The sequence below is a fragment of the Agarivorans sp. Z349TD_8 genome, assembly GCF_050870825.2.
Lineage (GTDB): Bacteria > Pseudomonadota > Gammaproteobacteria > Enterobacterales > Celerinatantimonadaceae > Agarivorans.
The window spans coordinates 3,909,129-3,928,159 of sequence record NZ_CP194037.2 but is presented as its reverse complement, the minus strand read 5'-3'; the positions used below and the strand labels follow the sequence as shown (position 1 = coordinate 3,928,159).

At 45.3% G+C, this 19,031-nt stretch carries 16 protein-coding genes; 5 read left to right on the top strand and 11 right to left on the bottom strand.

The genetic code is table 11. From position 1 onward, the window contains the following. The first annotated feature begins 86 nt into the window (after positions 1 to 86). On the top strand, positions 87 to 1,880 hold the full coding sequence (locus ACRRS1_RS17655; protein WP_432460037.1) for a sensor domain-containing diguanylate cyclase: 1,794 nt from the start codon (positions 87 to 89) through the stop codon (positions 1,878 to 1,880). 21 nt (positions 1,881 to 1,901) lie between these two features. On the opposite strand, the gene folE2 is transcribed toward ACRRS1_RS17655, so the two are convergent. Then, on the bottom strand, positions 1,902 to 2,828 hold the full coding sequence (gene folE2, locus ACRRS1_RS17650) for a GTP cyclohydrolase FolE2 (protein ID WP_432451884.1): 927 nt from the start codon (positions 2,826 to 2,828) through the stop codon (positions 1,902 to 1,904). Positions 2,829 to 3,007: 179 nt separating this feature from the next. Here folE2 and arcB point away from each other — a divergent pair, with 179 nt between their 5' ends. Next, on the top strand, positions 3,008 to 5,404 hold the full coding sequence (gene arcB, locus ACRRS1_RS17645) for an aerobic respiration two-component sensor histidine kinase ArcB (RefSeq protein ID WP_432467248.1): 2,397 nt from the start codon (positions 3,008 to 3,010) through the stop codon (positions 5,402 to 5,404). 100 nt (positions 5,405 to 5,504) lie between these two features. On the opposite strand, the gene ACRRS1_RS17640 is transcribed toward arcB, so the two are convergent. Beyond that, the gene (locus ACRRS1_RS17640) at positions 5,505 to 6,299 is read right to left on the bottom strand and encodes a sterol desaturase family protein (RefSeq protein WP_432460035.1); all 795 of its coding nucleotides are present in this window, start codon (positions 6,297 to 6,299) and stop codon (positions 5,505 to 5,507) included. 91 nt (positions 6,300 to 6,390) lie between these two features. Here ACRRS1_RS17640 and ACRRS1_RS17635 point away from each other — a divergent pair, with 91 nt between their 5' ends. Both ACRRS1_RS17635 and ACRRS1_RS17630 read left to right on the top strand, forming a co-directional pair. Beyond that, on the top strand, positions 6,391 to 6,801 hold the full coding sequence (locus ACRRS1_RS17635; RefSeq protein WP_432467249.1) for a GAF domain-containing protein: 411 nt from the start codon (positions 6,391 to 6,393) through the stop codon (positions 6,799 to 6,801). A gap of 167 nt (positions 6,802 to 6,968) precedes the next feature. Beyond that, positions 6,969 to 8,168 (top strand): HD-GYP domain-containing protein, encoded by a 1,200-nt coding sequence (locus ACRRS1_RS17630; RefSeq protein ID WP_432460032.1) that lies wholly within the window; start codon positions 6,969 to 6,971, stop codon positions 8,166 to 8,168. A gap of 117 nt (positions 8,169 to 8,285) precedes the next feature. On the opposite strand, the gene ACRRS1_RS17625 is transcribed toward ACRRS1_RS17630, so the two are convergent. The 4 genes from ACRRS1_RS17625 to ACRRS1_RS17610 form a co-directional block, all read right to left on the bottom strand. Further along, the gene (locus tag ACRRS1_RS17625; RefSeq protein WP_432460031.1) at positions 8,286 to 8,732 is read right to left on the bottom strand and encodes a copper chaperone PCu(A)C; all 447 of its coding nucleotides are present in this window, start codon (positions 8,730 to 8,732) and stop codon (positions 8,286 to 8,288) included. An 11-nt stretch (positions 8,733 to 8,743) separates the two neighbouring features. Then, on the bottom strand, positions 8,744 to 9,349 hold the full coding sequence (locus ACRRS1_RS17620; protein ID WP_432460030.1) for an SCO family protein: 606 nt from the start codon (positions 9,347 to 9,349) through the stop codon (positions 8,744 to 8,746). Continuing rightward, entirely contained in the window at positions 9,346 to 9,798 is a 453-nt protein-coding gene (locus ACRRS1_RS17615) for a hypothetical protein (protein ID WP_432460029.1), read from the bottom strand. Before ACRRS1_RS17615 ends, ACRRS1_RS17620 begins: the two co-directional genes overlap by 4 nt. 313 nt (positions 9,799 to 10,111) lie before the next feature. Continuing rightward, the gene (locus ACRRS1_RS17610; protein ID WP_432463759.1) at positions 10,112 to 10,717 is read right to left on the bottom strand and encodes an acetate uptake transporter; all 606 of its coding nucleotides are present in this window, start codon (positions 10,715 to 10,717) and stop codon (positions 10,112 to 10,114) included. Positions 10,718 to 10,908: 191 nt separating this feature from the next. On the opposite strand from ACRRS1_RS17610, the gene ACRRS1_RS17605 reads away from it, so the two are divergent. Beyond that, positions 10,909 to 11,250, top strand: a complete 342-nt coding sequence (locus ACRRS1_RS17605; RefSeq protein ID WP_432460028.1) for a 5-carboxymethyl-2-hydroxymuconate Delta-isomerase — start codon at positions 10,909 to 10,911, stop codon at positions 11,248 to 11,250. Here ACRRS1_RS17605 and ACRRS1_RS17600 read toward each other — a convergent pair. The 5 genes from ACRRS1_RS17600 to ACRRS1_RS17580 form a co-directional block, all read right to left on the bottom strand. Continuing rightward, positions 11,247 to 12,236: an alpha/beta hydrolase-fold protein gene (locus ACRRS1_RS17600; protein ID WP_432460027.1), complete on the bottom strand. Its 990-nt coding sequence runs from the start codon at positions 12,234 to 12,236 to the stop codon at positions 11,247 to 11,249. The two genes, ACRRS1_RS17605 and ACRRS1_RS17600, sit on opposite strands and share 4 nt — an antisense overlap. Before the next feature lie 51 nt (positions 12,237 to 12,287). Next, complete coding sequence (locus ACRRS1_RS17595; protein ID WP_432451895.1) at positions 12,288 to 12,968, bottom strand: MaoC family dehydratase; 681 nt, start codon at positions 12,966 to 12,968, stop codon at positions 12,288 to 12,290. A gap of 437 nt (positions 12,969 to 13,405) precedes the next feature. Further along, positions 13,406 to 14,620 (bottom strand): phosphoenolpyruvate carboxylase, encoded by a 1,215-nt coding sequence (locus ACRRS1_RS17590; protein ID WP_432467250.1) that lies wholly within the window; start codon positions 14,618 to 14,620, stop codon positions 13,406 to 13,408. Continuing rightward, the gene (locus tag ACRRS1_RS17585) at positions 14,617 to 15,276 is read right to left on the bottom strand and encodes a condensin complex protein MksE (protein WP_432467251.1); all 660 of its coding nucleotides are present in this window, start codon (positions 15,274 to 15,276) and stop codon (positions 14,617 to 14,619) included. The genes ACRRS1_RS17590 and ACRRS1_RS17585 overlap by 4 nt, the downstream gene beginning before the upstream one ends. Further along, the gene (locus ACRRS1_RS17580; RefSeq protein WP_432467252.1) at positions 15,273 to 18,980 is read right to left on the bottom strand and encodes an ATP-binding protein; all 3,708 of its coding nucleotides are present in this window, start codon (positions 18,978 to 18,980) and stop codon (positions 15,273 to 15,275) included. Before ACRRS1_RS17580 ends, ACRRS1_RS17585 begins: the two co-directional genes overlap by 4 nt. Positions 18,981 to 19,031: the final 51 nt, after the last annotated feature.

The window sequence follows — 19,031 nt, the reverse complement described above, 5'->3', positions numbered from 1 at the left end:
CGTAATTACTTGTTTCATAATAGAATAGTTCCATATTTTGCATTATCAGGTAAAGTAGTCTACAGCTGCAGAAAAATGGACGATTGATGCAAGAGACTTTTTATCCGGCGATTTGGATGCAATTCACTATCGCGGCGCTAAGCGCATTGTTAATTACGGTGATTATTCTCTGGGGCTTGGCACGTCGACGGATCCTTATCCAGCAGGCTGCGATGGTCAAGTCTCCCGCAGCACAACTGATGTTAGATGCGAACACCAAAGAAGTTGTGTTTGCTAATCCCCGCTTTTGTGAGTTGCTACAGCTGACGAATAACGGTAAAGCTTGGGTTTTCTCTGAGTCTCGGCATCTCACGCAATTGATTGACTTGCTTCAACCTTATACGGCTTCACAGAAGATGGAAGGGGTACACTGGCAGCTCGAGTCTCCACCACAAGCCAAGGTATTATTACTTTACGCCAGTTTAAGTGTGCACGGTTGTCGAGAGCTATGGTTTATTAATGCTTATGAGAATGCGCAAGGCTTTGCCTATCTAAATCGAATAGAGCAAGAACAGAAGTTGTTTGCAGACGTACTTCATTCCATTCCAGAGTTTATTTATTTTAAAGATGCTAATGAACGTCTACTGGGCTGTAATCAGGCTTGGGCAGGGTTCCACGGCCTAAAACCCTCTGAATTAACAGGTAAGCGTTTAAGTGATTTTCTGACGCACTACGAGTTAGGGCGTAGCCAATTACATGATCAACAGGTGCTCGCGGGAGAACCATGCCAGTACACCGAGTGGTTTAGCGCGCCAGATAGCCGACAAATTTTATTACAAAATAATGTTTACCCACTTAAGAATCAGCATGATGAAGTCACTGGTGTACTGAATGTTTCTTATGATGTGACCAAGTGGCATGAGTTGAACCGTAAACTGGAACAAGAAAACCAAAATCGAATTAGTTCCGAGAAAAAGCTCGGGCGACAAAACAATCTGATCCGTACGGTATTTCATTCAACGCCAGACCCACTTGGGTTTATCGATGATAAAGGCAACTTTATTGGCGGGAATGAACCCTTTGCCAAGATGTTTGGTTACACCAGTGACGATTTGCATGGCAAGCATCTCACCGAAGTTTTAAGTGAAGAACAATTAGAGCAGCATCAACAGCAAAATCGACAAATTTTAGAAACCGGTAAACCGCTCCGTTATGAAGAGTTGGTTTATCTCGATGATGGTCATCAGATCTGGTATGAAGTGATCAAAGGACCTTATCTCGATGATGAGAGCGGTGAAAAGGGGATTATTTTTATCACCCGTGATGTGACGGAGCGAAAAACCACCGAACAACAGCTGGCTGATGCAATTATGCAGCTTCAAGAATTGAGTTTTATTGATAGCTTAACCCAGGTGGCCAACCGTCGTAGTTTTGATGAAAAATTGCAGCAGTTATGGGTCACCCATCGTCGCGAGGGAATTGAACTCAGCCTGCTGTTGTTAGATATTGATTGTTTTAAGCAATATAACGATAACTATGGTCACCAGCTGGGGGACGATGCGCTACGTCAAGTGGCGAAAATAATTAGTCGTTCGGTGAAGCGTGGTTCTGATTTAGTCGCGCGTTATGGCGGAGAAGAGTTCGCTATTTTATTACCAAACACCAGCTTGGATGGGGCTAAAATTATCGCAAATAATGTACTTGAATATCTCGATGAAGCACAAATACCTCATGAGTATTCAGGAGTGAAACCAATTATTTCGGTGAGTCTTGGGTTAGCTTGTATTGTCCCCGAGCAGGGGATGGATTATGGCGAATTAGTTCGAATTGCCGATTTGCAATTGTATCGCGCGAAACACCAAGGCAAGGCGCGTTTTTGCGCCGCCAGTGATAGTGTTTAGGGATGGCTCTATGCGATGTTGTTATTGTCCAGAGTAACCCTGCTTGATGCCTTTGGTCACAATGCTCACCGCATCGTGAGCATGTAAACTTTCTAAGTGGTTCACTCTCACCCAAAAATCACAGAAGTCTTGGCGTTGATTGAGACGGTGTTGTAAACGGCGAGCGGCATCTTCACAAAACATTAGGTTTTGTCCGTTAAGGCGAGCAAATTCTTGTTCGTCTTCGCGTTTTACGGCTGCTTGCACCGGGGTTTGTAAAGTATTTTCGACTTCATCAATTAAGCTAATTAATGGTAAGTCTTGAGCTTGAGTGCTTAGTTTCACTTTAATTTGGGCAATGCTGCGTTGGCTATGCGGGGTTGCGACTATTCCATCGGTGGTGCCCAACCAACGCTGAACGTCGGCTTTATCAACAGATTCTGAATCGAAGCGCTCGGCGAAGGCTTGCTGAATGAGTTGCCGTGATAAAGCAGCTGAGCAAGGGCAAGTCGAAGAGTAAGGGACTTCAACGCTGAGTTCGATCTCGGTGAGCTGTTTCAGACGGGTGGCTTTAATCTGCAGAGGATAGGCCTTCCAACCAGTTTTACCTGAAACTAAAGAACGGCGACGTAGGTGATAGTCGAAGTTAAAGCTTACTTGTGCGTGTTCGCTTAAATCTTGATGACTGGCAATAAACTGATCCAGTAAACTAGTTAAACCTGCATAATCTAATACCTGCTGATTTGAGAGTTGATCAAGGAGCAGGTATAAGCGAGACATATGAATGCCTTTGGCCTTTGGATCATCTAAGCTGACAAAGGCTTCGATGTGGGCGCTCACTCGACTGGGGGCCTGATCCTCAAATGCCACCATGATCGGCATTTCTATTTGGCTCATGCCAACCCAATCCAGTTGACCTTCTGTTTGGGCTTGGCTTGAATTAGCGATATCAGGCATTGCAGTAGACATGCACTTGGTACTCCACGGACGATTATGTGTTAATAAAGCCTTGTTCGATGGCTTTAGTTAAAAAAAGATGGGCTGTTATACCACAGAACCCTGTTTAATATTAACCATCTTTATCGTAGGGTATTTAGCTTGGCTACCCAAAAATGTAAGCGAATAGTGAAGATAAGGAAGCATTGTTAATGACGCCACTAAAAAAATTAGCCACCTATTATGTGCATTTATTGTCTCGTCTGGGCGTGGTTAAGTTTAGCATTAGCCTTGCGGCAGCGATTATCATGGTGGCTTTAGCGATTCAGATGAGCGTTACCTTTGCCCTTACCGGTAAAGTTTCGGCGGTGGATCTGATCCGCTCGGTATTTTTTGGTTTAATTATCACGCCTTGGGCGGTGTTTTTCATGTCGGTGGTGGTGGAACAAATTGAAGATTCTCGACAGCGTTTAAGCAAGGTTATTCGTAAGCTAGAGAAAATGCGTTCACGTGATTTACAACTTACCAATAAGTTAAAAGCCAACATTAGCCAGCTAAATAAAGAAATCGACGAACGTGAGAAAGCCGAGGCGGCTCGTCGTCAAGCGATTGTTAATTTGGAACAAGAAGTGAAACAACGTCAACTGGCTCAACAGGAGTTAGAAGAACATTCGGCCTTGCTGCGTAGCTTTATTGATAGTTCCCCTGACTTGGTTTATTACCGCAATGAACAAGGACAGTTTTCTGGCTGCAACCTTGCCTTGGAACGGTTGGTAGGCCGAACAGAAAAAAAATTAATAGGTTTGACCCCTTATGATGTTTATCCAGAGGATATTGCCGATAAAATTGTTGAAACCGATCACCAAGTGTTTGATAACGATGAGCCGCTGACCTACGAGCAATGGTTGGAATATCCCGATGGCCGAAAAGCTTTCTTTGAATTACGCAAAGTCCCTTTCTATGGTCGTAATGGTAATCGTTTAGGCCTATTGGGTTTTGGTCGAGATATTACCGAACGAATGCGTCATCAGGCGAATATAGAAAAGGCTAACCGCGATAAAACTCAGTTTATTTCTACGCTAAGCCATGAGTTGCGCACGCCACTCAATGGGGTCGTTGGTCTGAGCCAGATATTACTGGATACCGCACTGAATGATGCGCAGCGTAAGCATGTGAATACGATTTTATTAAGTGCCACCACGCTGGGTAATATTTTTAACGACATCATTGATTTAGATAAGCTCGATCGGCGTCGTTTTGCGGTGTCGATGGAACCTATGGATTTTAAGGCCTTGGTGAATGACATCGAAACCTTGACCGAAATGCAGTTGCAGAATAAAGGCTTAAGTTTTAAATTTGAACAAATAGGCCCGATCCCGAGCAGTATTGTCGGCGATCCGACCCGGTTGCGTCAGGTATTATGGAATCTGACCCAAAATGCGGTGAAGTTTACCGAAAAGGGAGCAGTCGGGTTGATGATTAAGGCACAGCCTTTGGCCGAGCAGCAAGTACAACTCGATATCAGTATTACCGATACTGGACCGGGCATTCCACAAAATCAGTTAGAACAAATCTTTGCCATGTATTACCAAGTGGAAGGCCGAAAATCTGCCACCGGTAGTGGTATTGGTTTGTCGGTGTCTCGTCAATTGGTTCGGGCGATGGGCGGAGATATTAAGGTCACGAGCAAGGAGGGGGAAGGCTCGTGTTTTACGGTCAGTCTCAAGGTTCAGTTGGACTCTATCCCCGATGAAGCGGAGCAAATAGACCATCCCCCTTTAGACATTTTATTAGTCGAAGATGTTGAGTTAAATGTCACCATCGCGAAAGCTTTGTTAGAAAAACTTGGCCACCATGTGGCGGTGGCAATGAATGGTAAGCAAGCCTTAGCGAGCTTTGATCCCGACTCGTTTGATTTAATATTGTTGGATATTCAGCTCCCTGATATGAGCGGTTTCGATATTGCTGAACGCTTACAACAAGACTACGCCAAAGAACAACTTCCGCCGATGGTGGCGTTGACCGCGAATGTGGTCAATAGCAAACAAGAGTTTGCTAAAGCTGGCATGGTGGATGTAATCCATAAACCGATCAACCGCAATGCGGTGGTTCATTGTTTGAATAATGTATTTGCTATTGGCCCACATGATGAGCCCTCCGAGACTCAACTAAATCCTAGTCAGGCCCTTAGTCGCAGTTCTCAACCGGTATTAGACTTGGAACTGATTGAACAGTTTTGTAGTAGCATTGGCTGTCAGGTGCTTACCGATAGTGTTACTTTATTCAGGCAAGTGATGCCCGATTATATGCAAGTACTTGAAAGTAATTTGTTTGCGAAAGACCAGCAGGGAATTGCTTCCGAGGCTCATAAGATCAAAGGTGCCGCGGGCTCTATTGGTTTGGCTCGCATCCAGCGTTTGGCCAACAAAATTCAATCTCCCGAATTGCCAGCTTGGTGGGATAATGTTGACGATTGGATCCATCAGTTGAGCCATGATTACCCAGAGGATCTGAAGTTGTTAGATAAGGCTATCGAAGATTTTAGCTCGGCGGAAACCACTGAATCTAAGGATAGTCTCAACTTACCGCTACCGCTTGACCAAGACTAAAATGATCCACCCATATTCAATATTCGTTTCATCGTGATTGAGTCGATATGATGTTGGTCGCTCCAGCGGCAGCCTCTCTAGCCCAGCTTAGTTTGCAGGCTTATTTGGCAGAACGAAAGGGGAGTGAGAGCAAGCCTTTGAGCTGCCGATTATCTTTGGCGTCGGGCCAGCCACTTAAGCCGAAACGAAGTTGCTGGTGGCCGAGTTTGGGTTGTGCAATGTAACTATTAAACCAGCGATCCCAGCATGACAGATTGAAGCCATAGTTACTATTATGCTCATTTATGCGTTGTGAATGATGTACCCGATGCATGTCGGGAGTAACCACGAATCGACGCAGTATTCCATCTAATTTGTTGGGGAGTTTCAAGTTGCTATGATTAAACATCGCCATACCATTGAGTATCACTTCAAATAAAAATACTGCCATCACTGGCGCGCCTAGCAGCAGAATGATTGCCAGTTTAATCGCCATCGACAGCAATATTTCAATCGGATGAAAGCGTAAGCCTAGGCTGACATCATAGTCTGGGTCGACATGATGCATCCGATGTATACGCCAAAGTACAGGGAGGGCATGAAATAAACGATGTTGCCAATAGATCGCAAAATCTAATAACAGAATACTCAGTGGGATACTCAAATAAGTATTGAAATTTAGTTGATTCAATACCCCCCATTGTTGCTCCGAGCTCCACATGGCTAAGCCGAAAGTACTGATTGGGAAGACTAATTTAACGCACACACCATTGACGATGATTAGCACAAAGTTAGCTGGCCAGCGTTGGCTGCGAGGAATTAAACGGGGGTGCCTTGGCCAGCGGATTTCTAGCAAGATAAATAAGCTAAGTAGGCTGACGAAAATGAGCATTCGCCATAGGTCAAAGTTGTGCATTGCTTGAGTATACCCGCTGGCTCTCAAACAACAACTCAACTTAGACTAAACTTAGTCACAGATATACACCCAGAGTCACTTGGAGTTGAGTATGTTAGACATTCAATTGTGGTTGAAGGATGCGATGGAAGATCTGGGCATGCAATTAGCCATTGTGAGTCAGGTCGAAGGTAATCACTACCGCGTCGTTGCAGCTTATTCGAGCTTAGATTTAGTTCGGCAAGGGGATGAGTTTGAAGTTGACTCTACCTATTGTCGTGAAGTATTACGACAAGCTCAAACTGTAGCTTATGAGCGCGTTGGTGCGATTACCGAGATGTGCCTACATCCTTGTTATCAAGCCTTACATCTAGAAAGCTATATTGGAACCCCTTTAGAGAAAGATGGGAAAATTTTAGGAACTTTAAATTTTTCTTCGCTGACCGCGAGAGCAGCAGCCTTTACTGAGAAAGAGAAGACACACGTAGAAAGTTTGGCCAAAGAGTATTTAGCTTCGGTTTGATGAATCAATTTGTAAGCCATCGCCCAAAAATCATCATTTGTCGCTTTGTTGAGATAGATAACATTCTACACTTTAAATAGAGGCTTTTTTAAGCATAGATAATGCTGTCAATAGGTGTGGGCGTAAGTGCTCTTTGATTGGGTTGATTGACGGAGCCGTGGAACCATATGGTGAATTCGAGCTATGACATCAGAGTGGTTGATATTGATGCCTTGAAAAAAGGTATGTTTGTTGTTGCCATCGAATCGCAAACTGGTCATAGCCATGTGAGCCAATCAGGACTGATCACCCAAAATAGACAAATTACCCAATTAAAAAGTAAAGGGGTAAAAACGCTCAAAGTTGATTGGGCGCGTAGTATGTTTGAACAGCCTGTGCCTGCCCCCACTAACGGGCTAGAACGATCTGCAAGCAAGCCTCACATATCCAGTGATGAAACTCAGAAACGTTTGGCGAAGAAGCTATTTCATGAAGCTAAAGTGATACAAGGTAATTATTTTAAACAATTACAACATGGTGAAGCGATTGATATTGCTCCGATGGAACGGGTCGCTGAGAAGCTGATTGATTCATTAGAAAATCAAAGTAATGCAATGTTATGTTTAGCAAGGATCCGCGCCAAAGATCGATATTTAATGGAGCACTCGCTTAACGTAGGTATGCTGCTGGCCTATTTTGGAAGTTTTTTAGGCCAAAGTAAGGGCTTGCAAAAACAATTGCTCATGGGCGGAATGTTGCATGACATCGGTAAGATTTATACCCCCAATGCAATACTCCACAAACCAGATAAGTTAACTGAGCAAGAATTTATAATTATGCGGGAGCATGTGGTTCACAGTTATTCAATTTTGAGAATGCAAAAAGGGATTAGCAAAGTGATGCTGGATATCGCTAGTAATCATCATGAGCGCCTAGATGGTTTGGGTTATCCCCATCAAATAAGCGGTGAGCAATTGTCAACTTATACCCGGATGGCGAATATCATTGATTGTTATGATGCACTTACCGCCGATCGTGTTTACAAAAGTGGTATGCCTCCGACGGCAGCATTCCGTATTTTGTTAAAAGGTGTCGGTAGTCAGTTTGATAAACTGTTGGTTGAAAAATTTATCCGTTGTATGGGGGTTTACCCGGTTGGTACCTTAGTGAAGTTGATATCCGGGCGTTTGGGTTTAGTGGTAGCTCGTAATCAGCTTAAACCCTTGCAGCCAGTGTTGAAGCTAATTTATAGCGCGGTCTCGCATACCCACCTTGAAGTGACGACTTTGGACTTAAGTAAAGTTGAAAGTGAGGAAATAGAAGGGGCGGTATCAGCGCGTGATTACGATATCTGTTTAGATCATTATTTAGAATTGGCGGTTGGCTAAGCGCTTAGCCTGATTTGCTAAAGCGCTTATCTTCAAGCCTTGTTTCTCTTGTCGTTATCGTGCATTTGTATCTGCAACAAACATGAAACGCCAAGGCTTAAAAGGCTCTTGCTCGTGTTACTGTGTCATTTTCATCATCGCCATGACGTTTTTTACCGGAACGTTCAGGTGCTGCTGACTGCCATCTGAAAAATTCAAGTACAGTTGTAGTTGCTCTCCCTCAACGAAGGCTTTCTGCAAATCAAATAACATTAAGTGAAAACCGCCGGGTTTTAACTCAATGGTCCCTTTTGCTGGGACTTCAATTTGCCGGACTTGACGCATCTGCATGATATCGCCATCCATTAACATAGTATGCAACTCGACTCGACCAGCAGCGGGTGTGCTTGCCGAAATTAAGCTAATCGCTTGCTCGGAAGTGTTATGCATACTGAGGAAAATAGCACTCGTAGGGGCATTCGGGGGCGTGGCCCGAGCATAGGGCTCGCTAACTTCGAGAGTATCCGCCGCGAAGGCTAACTGTGTACTTAAAATAAAACTCAGTAGAATTAATAGAGGGCGCATAAGTAATCCTTTTAGGGTAGTAAGCGCTGAATTTGCTTAACCAGCGGCTTTGGATCGAGGGTATGAGGAACTTTCGCTAAGAGCTGGCCATCGGCGTCGAGAAAGTAAAAGAAGGAACTATGGTCAACACTATATTCTAACTGCGAATTGGGTGTATCAACGTACTTATAATACACTCCCAGGGCATGGGTTAAACCCAGTAGCTGACCTTCGTTTGGACTTAATCCAATGATGTCGGGATGAAAATAAGCGGCGTAGGTACTGACCGTTTTTGCGTCATCGCGTTTTGGGTCAACACTGATAAATAAGCTTTGTATTTTTTGTTGCTGTGTTTCGCTGGCCCCTTGTAAGGCGGCACTGAGGATCGCTAGCGATGTGGGGCAAACATCTGGGCAATGGGTAAAGCCAAAATAAGCGATATAAATCTGTTTATCATGGCTAAGCTGATGAAAACGCCCATCATCACTGTTGATTTTAAATAGATTGAGAGGGACTTTGACCGGAGGAGCCGCTGCTGTCATGTCTGCATCTTGTGGGCTTGTGGTCAGCCACTGGTAACTGGCGATGCCAGCGCCAAGGCTGATAATAAATAGGGCAATCCATGCTAGGTATTTCATTGACTATTAACCTCAAAACTAAGGGCAACGGGCTGCTGCGGATCAAGGGATACGATGTATCCTTTCCAGCGCATTTTTCCAGTATTACAAATTGGTAACAATAATTGGCCTAAATAGACGCCGTCTGCATTGGGCTTTAGTTGAACTTTTACCTCGCCCATATACATATCAACACCTTCCAGGCGCAGTTCTAGTGGCGGTGGCTGAGTGATATTGGTGGTTAAACGGATCGGGTGGACCAGCATGGCGGCCAGATTATCTCCGGGTAGCTTGAGTAACCACTGTTGCTGCTGGTCTTGCCATTGACATTGCCCCAACTTGAGCGTTGGGCAATCAAGATAACTAAGTTTTGTACTCGGGTCTTGCCAATAACTAAAGCCCAGACCTAAGCCAAAAGCACTACACACAATCGTGAGTACCAGAAAAACACTCTTAGTTGAACCAGTCAATTAAACAATCCATTGTCATCATAATGTTAAGCCATGGTAAAGCTAGGCTAATTTACTCCGCTTGAAATGATCTCTCAAGGCTTAATGCTGAAATAGTCTACTTGCTTAGGTTTTTTTGTTCGATAGAGGCGCTGAGAGCTTATTTGTAAGAGAAAGCAGTGACCAGTGGCAAGGAAGGGATTGTGGCGCAGTAAGCGTTGATATTAATCGCCCCAATCTCGAATTGATAAGAAAGGGGCTCATGTCGACCACGATCATGGCGTGTCAAGACGCCAGGTTTGTACCAAAAATTAGCTTGAAACCAGCAGCGCGATTAGGCGGCTACTTTGAGTGGTGCGTTATTGTTTTGTAATGCAAATGGGCGTCCTACAGGTAAGATGGTACGACCATATTCGGCGTTAAGAACCAGTGCCATACCAAAGTACATTGCCGATAAGCCACAGAAAATACCTTCAAATCCAGCGATGGTGCCAATGATTTCATTGCCAGTAAAATCATGTAATGCTAGTAAAGCAAATAACACGGTAAGGCTACCAAATACAATTTGTTTGGCGGTAGGGTAGCGCAATGAGCCCACAAACATGAAGGCGGTGAATAGGCCCCATAGGGTTAGGTACCAAGCCATGAAACCTGCTGGGCTTGGCTCTGCGAGGCCCATTTTAGGGAGTACGATTAACCCAACCAGTGTTAGCCAGAAAAGACCATAAGAAGTAAATGCTGTGGTGCCAAAAGTATCACCGCGTTTAAAGCACATGATTCCAACGATCACTTGTGATACTCCGCCGTAGAAAATCCCCATTGCGAGAATCATGGCATCGATGGGGAAAAAACCTGCATTGTGAATATTAAGTAAAACGGTGGTCATGCCGAAACCCATTAATCCTAGTGGTGCTGGGTTCGCGGGAGTAGTGTTGGTCATTGTGTATATTCCAAATAAAAGTAGCTAAAAACGCCGGAGCTGGTCGGGCGAGCATTATCTGAGCGAGTCTAATACTTAGGCGTGATCTAGATCAACTTTCGTGTGGTTATTTTTTAATTGTATTACTAAATATTTTTGTTTAATGTAATTGCAGCTTATTAACACTGTCGCAACAGAGAGGAAAAGTAACGATGCCCCATTGTATTGTTGAGTATTCGGCGTCGATTGCCGAGCAAATTGAAGTCCCGAAGTTGTTACGGAAAACCTTTGAGATCATCCGAGATAGCGGTGAATTTGAGCCCGCCAGTATAAAATTGCGGGCAATCGCTTATGAGGATGTTTATAGCGGATTAAGTGAGCATAGCTTGGTGCATATCCGTTTATGCATTTTATCGGGACGAAGCACCCAGCAAAAGCAAGCACTCAGCGCTTCACTATTAAGCCAGTTGTCTGCTAGCTTAAATATGGTAAAAAGCCTCACCGTCGAAGTGGTCGATATGGATCGCGAAAGTTATGCCAAGCGGGTGCTTTAATCGCGGCTTGGCAATTTATCGAGCAAGGTGAGTCGGGTTAGAGCCAATTGTATGGGGGCTTCCGCTTGCTGAATAAATCGCACACAGCCAATTTCGCAGAAGAACAGCTTATCGGCCACAGGGTGAAGCGAAAATTGTAGTGTCTTATCTTGTAAGTCTTTGCATACTAATGATAAACCCTGAGGTTCCTGAGTTATCGACACATAATCCTGATGGTTACCATAGTCGCCGAGTAAGGCGTCAAATTTACCGGACACCGTTGCAGTTTGATTTGGATGCAAATTTTCTTGTTCTAACAACCACTGCCAAAAACTAGGACGGTTGTATAGCTCATCCCAAATATTGTGACCATGCTGTGGATATTGGGTAAATTGCAGGCTGGCGGTGCGTTCGAGTTGCGAGAGCTTATCGACTAGTTCTTGAGAAAAGTCTGCTGGGATGGTTTCATCTTTTAGGCCATGAGCCAGCCAAATGGGTAACTGCGCCAAGCGCTGATAGAGTTCGGCACATACTGGCCGGGCAGGCATATTCATGGACCAAGGTGCTAGGCGGTTTGGGTCTCCTGCAGCCAGTACAGCCAAAGCGGCGAACCGCTGCGGTTGTGCAAGTGCTAGGTTGAGTGCGCCAAATCCCCCCATGCTTAAACCTGTGAGGTAGACTCGACTGCGGTCGATATGATGTTGTTGTTCGAGTTCATCTAATAAACTGATTAATTCAGCGATTGCCCAGCCATTACGCCCTTTGGGAACCTGTGGGCTAACACAAATAGCATCCAGTTGATGCTGTTTTAAATAGCTGTTGGGGCCAAAATCCAGTAACAAGTGAATATCATCGCCAATTTCTCCACGGCCATGCAAAAATAATATCAACGGTAAGGCTTGATGCTTGTCGCGCTTTTTCGGCTGGCTCAACAAGTACTGATAAGAGCGCCTTTGTTGGTGGTAATGTTGTTGCAGTGAAATTTGATGAGGGTGGGGGTTATTCACGTTAAGCTCCTTGTCTTACCCAACGTGAACTATCATAGCGATTTTAGTCGCTTAAAAATAGAGACGAACCACCGATTCCACAACACAGGCAGGACGACGACAGCCTTCGATTTCTACAGTAATTTCTTTGACCAGTTCTAAACCGCGTTTTACTGGTGCCACTCGGGTGAGTCGAGTGCGTGCTCGGATCCGGTTATTCACCTTGACCGGGTAAGGGAAGCGGACTTGATTGATCCCATAATTGACCATCATTTTCGCCGAAGGATAGAGTGGTTGCTCGGGGTCGACACTCTCGGTTAATGCAGGCAGAAGAGACAAGGTTAAAAAGCCATGAGCAATGGTGGTCTTAAAGGGAGACTCTTCGGCGGCTCGCTGGGGATTGGTATGTAGCCACTGATGATCTTTGGTCACGTCGGCAAATTGGTTAATTCGCTCTTGGGTAATGGTGAGCCATTCACCCACATGCACTTCTTCCCCCAGTTGCATCGACAGTTCTTCTAGGAGTGCTTCGGCCTTGGGGTGTAATTCGATCGTTTCTTTAAAACTCGCTTGTTGCTCACTGTTGGCACTTAACTGGTATTCTCTCACCCAGTTTATCAGTTGGCTGTCATGCGCTTTATTCAGAAATTCAATCCAATGGTCACGAATAGCAGGAGATAGCCAATCTTTGAGTTCAAAGGGATTTTGAGCCAGCATTTCACGTTTTTTCTTAAGAAAATCGACAACTTTCACTTTTACTTCCTACTGCTTTTGGCTCAACAATGCCGTTATTCTAAAATATTCGACTAGTCAGTCAAATAAATATGAATTCAAATTGTAAGCGATTGTATCTAAATGTAAGCACTTACTTCTGATTTAGTCTTTTGTGTCAATGAATTATTGCGTTTTTATGTCAGCTATGGACTGTCAATAGTCGACCTGATTTCCTGCTGTTGTGATGCTGTTTCTAGGAGCGGCCGATCAATGGTGGCAGTGTTTATCTGAATAAACTATCTGGCGGCAGTGTTGGACGCTTTTCGTTGGTGATTGTCCGCTGAACTTGAGCCACTCAATGCTATCCTTTCTGCCTTGTATTCATCATCGAGCATTGCATAAAAACAACTCCCGAAGGGCAATAGGTCTTCGGGAGTGATGAGCAGTGTAAATGAATTTTACTCTAAATTTGCTTATTAGCGTAGCCATATTTGTAAATCACGTACGATGCGATTGCCGCTAAAAATAGGGTGCAGATCCTCAATTGGATCGAGAGCAAAATAGTCGCGCTGTTCTTCAGGGAGTGCATGATAGCTGCCCCACACCTGATATAGCCACGCTTCGGCATCCCAATTGAGCTGATGTTGTTGATAATATTCTAAAGCGGTTTGTCCTTTGGCGTGCTCGATGACCGCTAATAAATAATCTTCTACATCGCGCTTAATTTGTTGTTCTCGCAGGGTGAACTCGGCGACATTTTCTAGAGAGACCGCCTGTTCGGTATCACTGAAGGTTTGGTTGGAACGATGTTGCCGCTGGAGCTGACTCACCACCTGGAGTAGCTCATGCTCATGTTCAGAGTTATGAATATCGATGCTAGCACTGCGCATCAGCGGTGGGGCTTGGTTAAACAATGGCGCAACATCTAATTGGACCGTTGGATCGCGTGGGCTAAAATCGGGGTGCTGGGCATGGAATATCTGTAAGCCTTTGAGTAGTCGAGATTTGCCGCGTAACTCTCTAAACCGGCCAAGCAGCGTGAGTAGTCGGGTTTGCACCACAGCAAGCTCTTGAGTGCAGTCATATACTGCTTGACTGAGGGTTATCACTAACAGCCGCCTCAGTTCACGAATATCACCGGCAACTTGACTAAGGGCGTCGAAGTTCAGCAAGGATAAGCTATCGAGTAACTCGCTGACTTGTTGTTGGGCCAATTCGTTTTCGCGGATCTTGGCACTAAGGCTAGGGACATAACCAAATTCGTTATTAATTCTGCTCCATAAGACTCGTGAACTATGGCGTAAGCTCTCGGTGAGGCTATAGCAATGTTCGCTTAAATCACTTAGGTAGACATCGCTGGCGGCTAAGTCATCATGATGTAAGGCTTCTTTATAGTGGGCGGCCAAGGTTTTTATGGTTTCGAGTCGAGATCCGACATTGGCATCAATCTGTCGATTACGGGTATCGCTGAGGGCCTCTTCGAGTAGGGCCCGAAGGTTAGAGCTGAGATGTAAACCCTCATCGGCAGCGGGGCGCCAAATGACACCACTTTTTAATAGTGCCTCGACTTGTTTGTTACCGAGTTTGGTTTCATCTAGCTTGCCGTTGATATAGGCATGCATCAAGCTTTCGCCATGACGAGCGAGCAGTTTAAATAATTTAAGCCCAGCCTGTTGCAGATGTTGATTCACAGTAGCGACTCCTGCTGGCCAATCGCATCCATTGCTTGTTGTTCCAAGCCTAAACCTTCAGCCTCGTCGATAAAGCTAATCACTTCGAAGATATAGTCAACCTTGGCGGTCGCAATGTAGATCTGTTTTTCTTGGTTGGGGCGAACCAAGTATCCCTGCTCACAGAGGCGTTTAAATACCTGCTTAAGTTGGCCATCCACTTGACTACTGGTTGAGCCAAATAGTCGATATTGAGCGATTTTAGTCAGTTGTTCGCGTAGCGCTGGTGTATCTTCGACCACGCTTTGTAGCTCATTGAGGCGTAATGCTGCACCAGCACTAATCGGACTATCTTGTCCAAGGGCTTCTTGGCTTAGAATCAACCATTCGGTGAGCGGTAGTAAGCTGCTTGCTATATCATTAAATTGCTGGCTAATTACCTTGTGCTCCTGATCTCCTAACTCGCGATAGGCACAGAAGTACAGTTCGCCTTCACAGGCTTTGGCTAAACGCCGATTTAATACATGCAGGTGGTTGTCGATACGTTCACGGTTGGCTTCGTTACTGAGATAACTAAAGCCATCTTCATCGCTGATCTGACAAATAAATTGGCCGCTGAGTAAGGCTTCAAGCACCCTGCCGGTTTCGCTCATCCCCGTGGCAGATAATCGACTCATGACTCTATCTCCATTTGTTTAGCTTTGGCCGCTTTCAGTTTTTGTTGTAGCAAGTTAACTCTTGGTTGTACCACTTGTAATTGGCGTTTGTCGCGGTTGATGATGTAGCGGTGAGTGAATAGATCCAATACTTCCGATTCAGGGTTGGGGAAAGCTCCTAAAATGCGGATTTGATTGTGATCACAGGCGTCAAAAATTTTCTTCACATTACTCTGGTGTAAGGTGCCTAGCTCATCAATCGGCCAGTGGATATAGGTACTGGCATTCCCTCGGAGCAAGCGAGTAAAGGCGAGTAAGAACTTACACAAGATGAGGTAAGCCATCCCGTGGCTACTGGACTCGTTGAGCTGACGGTCGGTGCGGATCACCAAGTCACTGTTGCCTTCGCGCAGCGTGAGTTCGATCAGTAATAGCCGGGATACCCCTTCTTTGAGTGCGCTGCGCCCAATAATATCTAAAGCGACCCGCATGCTGTTCGCGTAATCTTCATCGGGCAATTGGCTAAAACCTTGTTGCTGCCAAGTTTGAAAATTATCTACGAAGGTTTTTAATTCATCCCAGAATTCGAGTTCGCTAATCTTAGAACGAATTTTAACCGCTGAATCGGAGACGCCATCGAGACTTAAATCTTCACCAATTTCACGGGTAATGCGACGGCTTTGGTTCAGGATCCGTTGGTCAATATCGCTTAAGTTTTGATAGAAGCTGCTAATGCTCATCCCTAAATTACGGCCGTGGTCGATCAGCCCTTGAACTTTTTGGGGGACCAGGCCATTGAGTAATTCGGCCAAATGAGGGACCAATTCGCGGTAGGCTAAGCTTGCTTCGCCATCTTCTTGGAGATGACGGTAAGCGGCCCGAGAGCGTTCCCAGGTTTCACTTAAATCGGAGCCAGCTTGCTGGGCTAATAAGGTGTCGAAATGGCGTACCGATTCGTTCACCTGCTCCAGTTGTTGATTGCGTTGGCTAATCCGCTGTTCTGCATCGCGAGCTCGTTCGGCAGGGGTTGCGTGTTGTGTTGCGCTGTTCGGCTCTTGCTGTGGCGTTTTAATTAAGCCCAGCTGTTTGATGCGACGAACCAAGTTTTGCGTCTGAGCATGCTGCTGTTGGCTGAATTCTTGTTGTTGCTTTAGCTCGCTTAACCGTTGTTGTTGGCTATCACGCTGTTGCTTAAAGACACTTAGTTGCTCAGCGAGTGCTTGTTTGGCAGTGGTTTGCTGTTGGCGCGCTTTTGCTAGGGCATCGTTGAGCTGAGGTTTTTGCTTGAGCCAAACCTGTTGCTGCCAAATTTTATATTCGCTGACTTCCTCGCGAAATTGTTCGGCTTCCTGGATTTGCAGGTTCAAATCACGTTTCTGCTGTGCTAAATCAACAATCAGCTGATCATCTAAGCCGAGTGCTTGTAACTCGCCGCGATACCATTGGTCCAATTGTTTGAGTGTTTGTTTTGCTTGTTGTTGGCGTTGGCTAATCGCGTCATGTGCCTGACTAACTTGCTGCGCCAGCACATCCACCTTTTCTTCCCACCACGCCATCTTTTCTAGCTTGGCCTCTTGATGTTGTTCGCGTAGTTCTTCAAGGTAGTTTTGGTGACGGGTACTGGCCTCTTGTAAATAGCTTTTAAGCTGGCTTTGTTGCTCACGCGCGGCCGCTTGGCGCAGCTGTAAAGCCTTCGAACAATTCTCTTTAAGTAGTTGTTTTTCTTCTTGGAGGCGCTTCAATTCGTCCTCACTATTGTGGTGAGCAGCGCTGGCTTCGGCGCAGCTTAATTCCTGTTGCTGTATTGCCTTGTTATAAGTTGTTAAGTTGCTTTCTGCTTCCTGTAGTTGTTTTTGGGCCTGCTGATATTGCTGCTTGAGTTGCTCTAGTTGTTGCAGTATTTGTTGCTCGGTGGCGGCGCACTCGGGCGCTTCGATGGCTTTTAGGTCAAGGTTTAAACCAAAGAGACTGTGGGTGTCGCCGTCGTGATGTGGTTTTAGATCGCGACGAGACAACAAACTGGGGTCGATCACCTTACCAATAGAGTGTTCCCATTGCGGATGTTCGCTGCGTAAATGTGCCAATAGGCTACCATCTGCAGGATGTAAACTGGCTTTTAAGTTTTCCAGTTGTTGCTCTAGTCGACGATTTTGCTGGCTGCGATTCGCCAATTCCTGATCGGCTTGGTAACGCTGTTGTTTTAGCTGCTGTAGTTGTTCACTGTGTTGGCGTAACTGGCTCGATAAAACCTGCTGTTGTTGACGCGCTTCATCCAGCCGATTATCCATGATGTTGAGTTGCCGGCTTTCTTCTTCGGTGTGCCCCATTTGCAGGCTGCCAGCTTCCAGTTGAGCCAGCTCTAATTGGTACTGATGTTGTTGCTGCTGAAACTTTTGCTCGGCTTGGTTTACTTGGCTTTGTTGCTGTTGCTGCTCATTATTTAGATCCGCTTGCTGCTGTTGGCGCTCTTGGGTGAGCTGTTGTTGCAACTGATCTTTGTTTTTATGTAATTTATTTAAGGCCACATTGAGCTGTTCGTTAATCAGGCTCTTCCGTTGATTCAGTTCGGCTTCAATATCACTGTGCTGCTCGGTCAACAATTGGTGGCGTTCGCTCACCTCATTTAGCTGTTCTCGCCACTGTGGGAGTTGTTCGACAGCCATCAAGGCCTGTTCTATTTGTTTGTCTTGCCAGCTCTGGTAATTGTCTTCAATGTGATTCAATTGTCGATCGTAACTGTTTACATCGGCACTTGCTTCAGACACGGCTTGATTGAGCACTTCGCGTTGGTCTTGCCACTGGCTTTCTAGCTGACTTAAGTCCTGTTTGGTTTGGTTGAGCTGGCGTTGGCCGTGTTCACATTGGGCAAACAATTCGGCTTCATCATTTTGCAGACCCTGTTCTAGCTGTAATAGATAGCTTTCACTGTGCAACAACTGCTGGTAGATCTGCTCGAGTTTGACAAATTTGGGGCGGATAGTTGCAAACTGTTGGATGAGTCGGGTTTCTTGGATCCAGGCTTGTGCTTTATTCGCATCAACCCATGTTGGCTTTAGGGTCACGCCTTCTTCTTCCAAAATAGCGGCAATCATCGATTTGATAGTTTCCATCTTGCCTTCTTTGGAGTGCACGGCTTTTGCCAATTTTTCGATGTGACGTAAGCTATGTTTTGGATCGCACATAGTAAATTGCCGCGCATAGGCTTTGATGTCGGAATCGCCGGTATTTTGTAAGCTGCGGTCATTTTGAATAATGGCGCGATACTCTCGAGTATTAAGAAAGCGCGTGGTGGCTAAAGGTTTACCCTGATGCGTGATTTTTTTGAGTTGTTGGCCGAGCTTAGCAGGCGCGAGAAACCAGCTTCCTTGTTCGTCTTGGCGTTCAATAAAATCGTTTAACTCAAAGGGCTTGCCAATAAAACGATATTTTACCCCTTGATCTTCTCTTCCTGAAGATAACACCACTTGGGCCAGTTCACCGTTGTAGCGTTGGTATTCGTAAATAATGTAGCTGGCTTCGCGTGGCAGATACCAGCGCTCGAAGCTATCTCGGGTACTGGGTACGACTCGACTCGGGTATTCACCGTAAAATACCGGTATCAATCGCTGAAGGGTGGTTTTACCCGAGGCGTTGGTACCGCAAATATTACTATGTTGGTCGAGTTTTAATTCTACTACCCCTTGAAGGTGGGTATCGATCAAGATGATCCGCAATAGGCCAGACAAAATGCATCCTTTTAAATTAGCTAAATAAACTACGGTCAAACTACACCATAG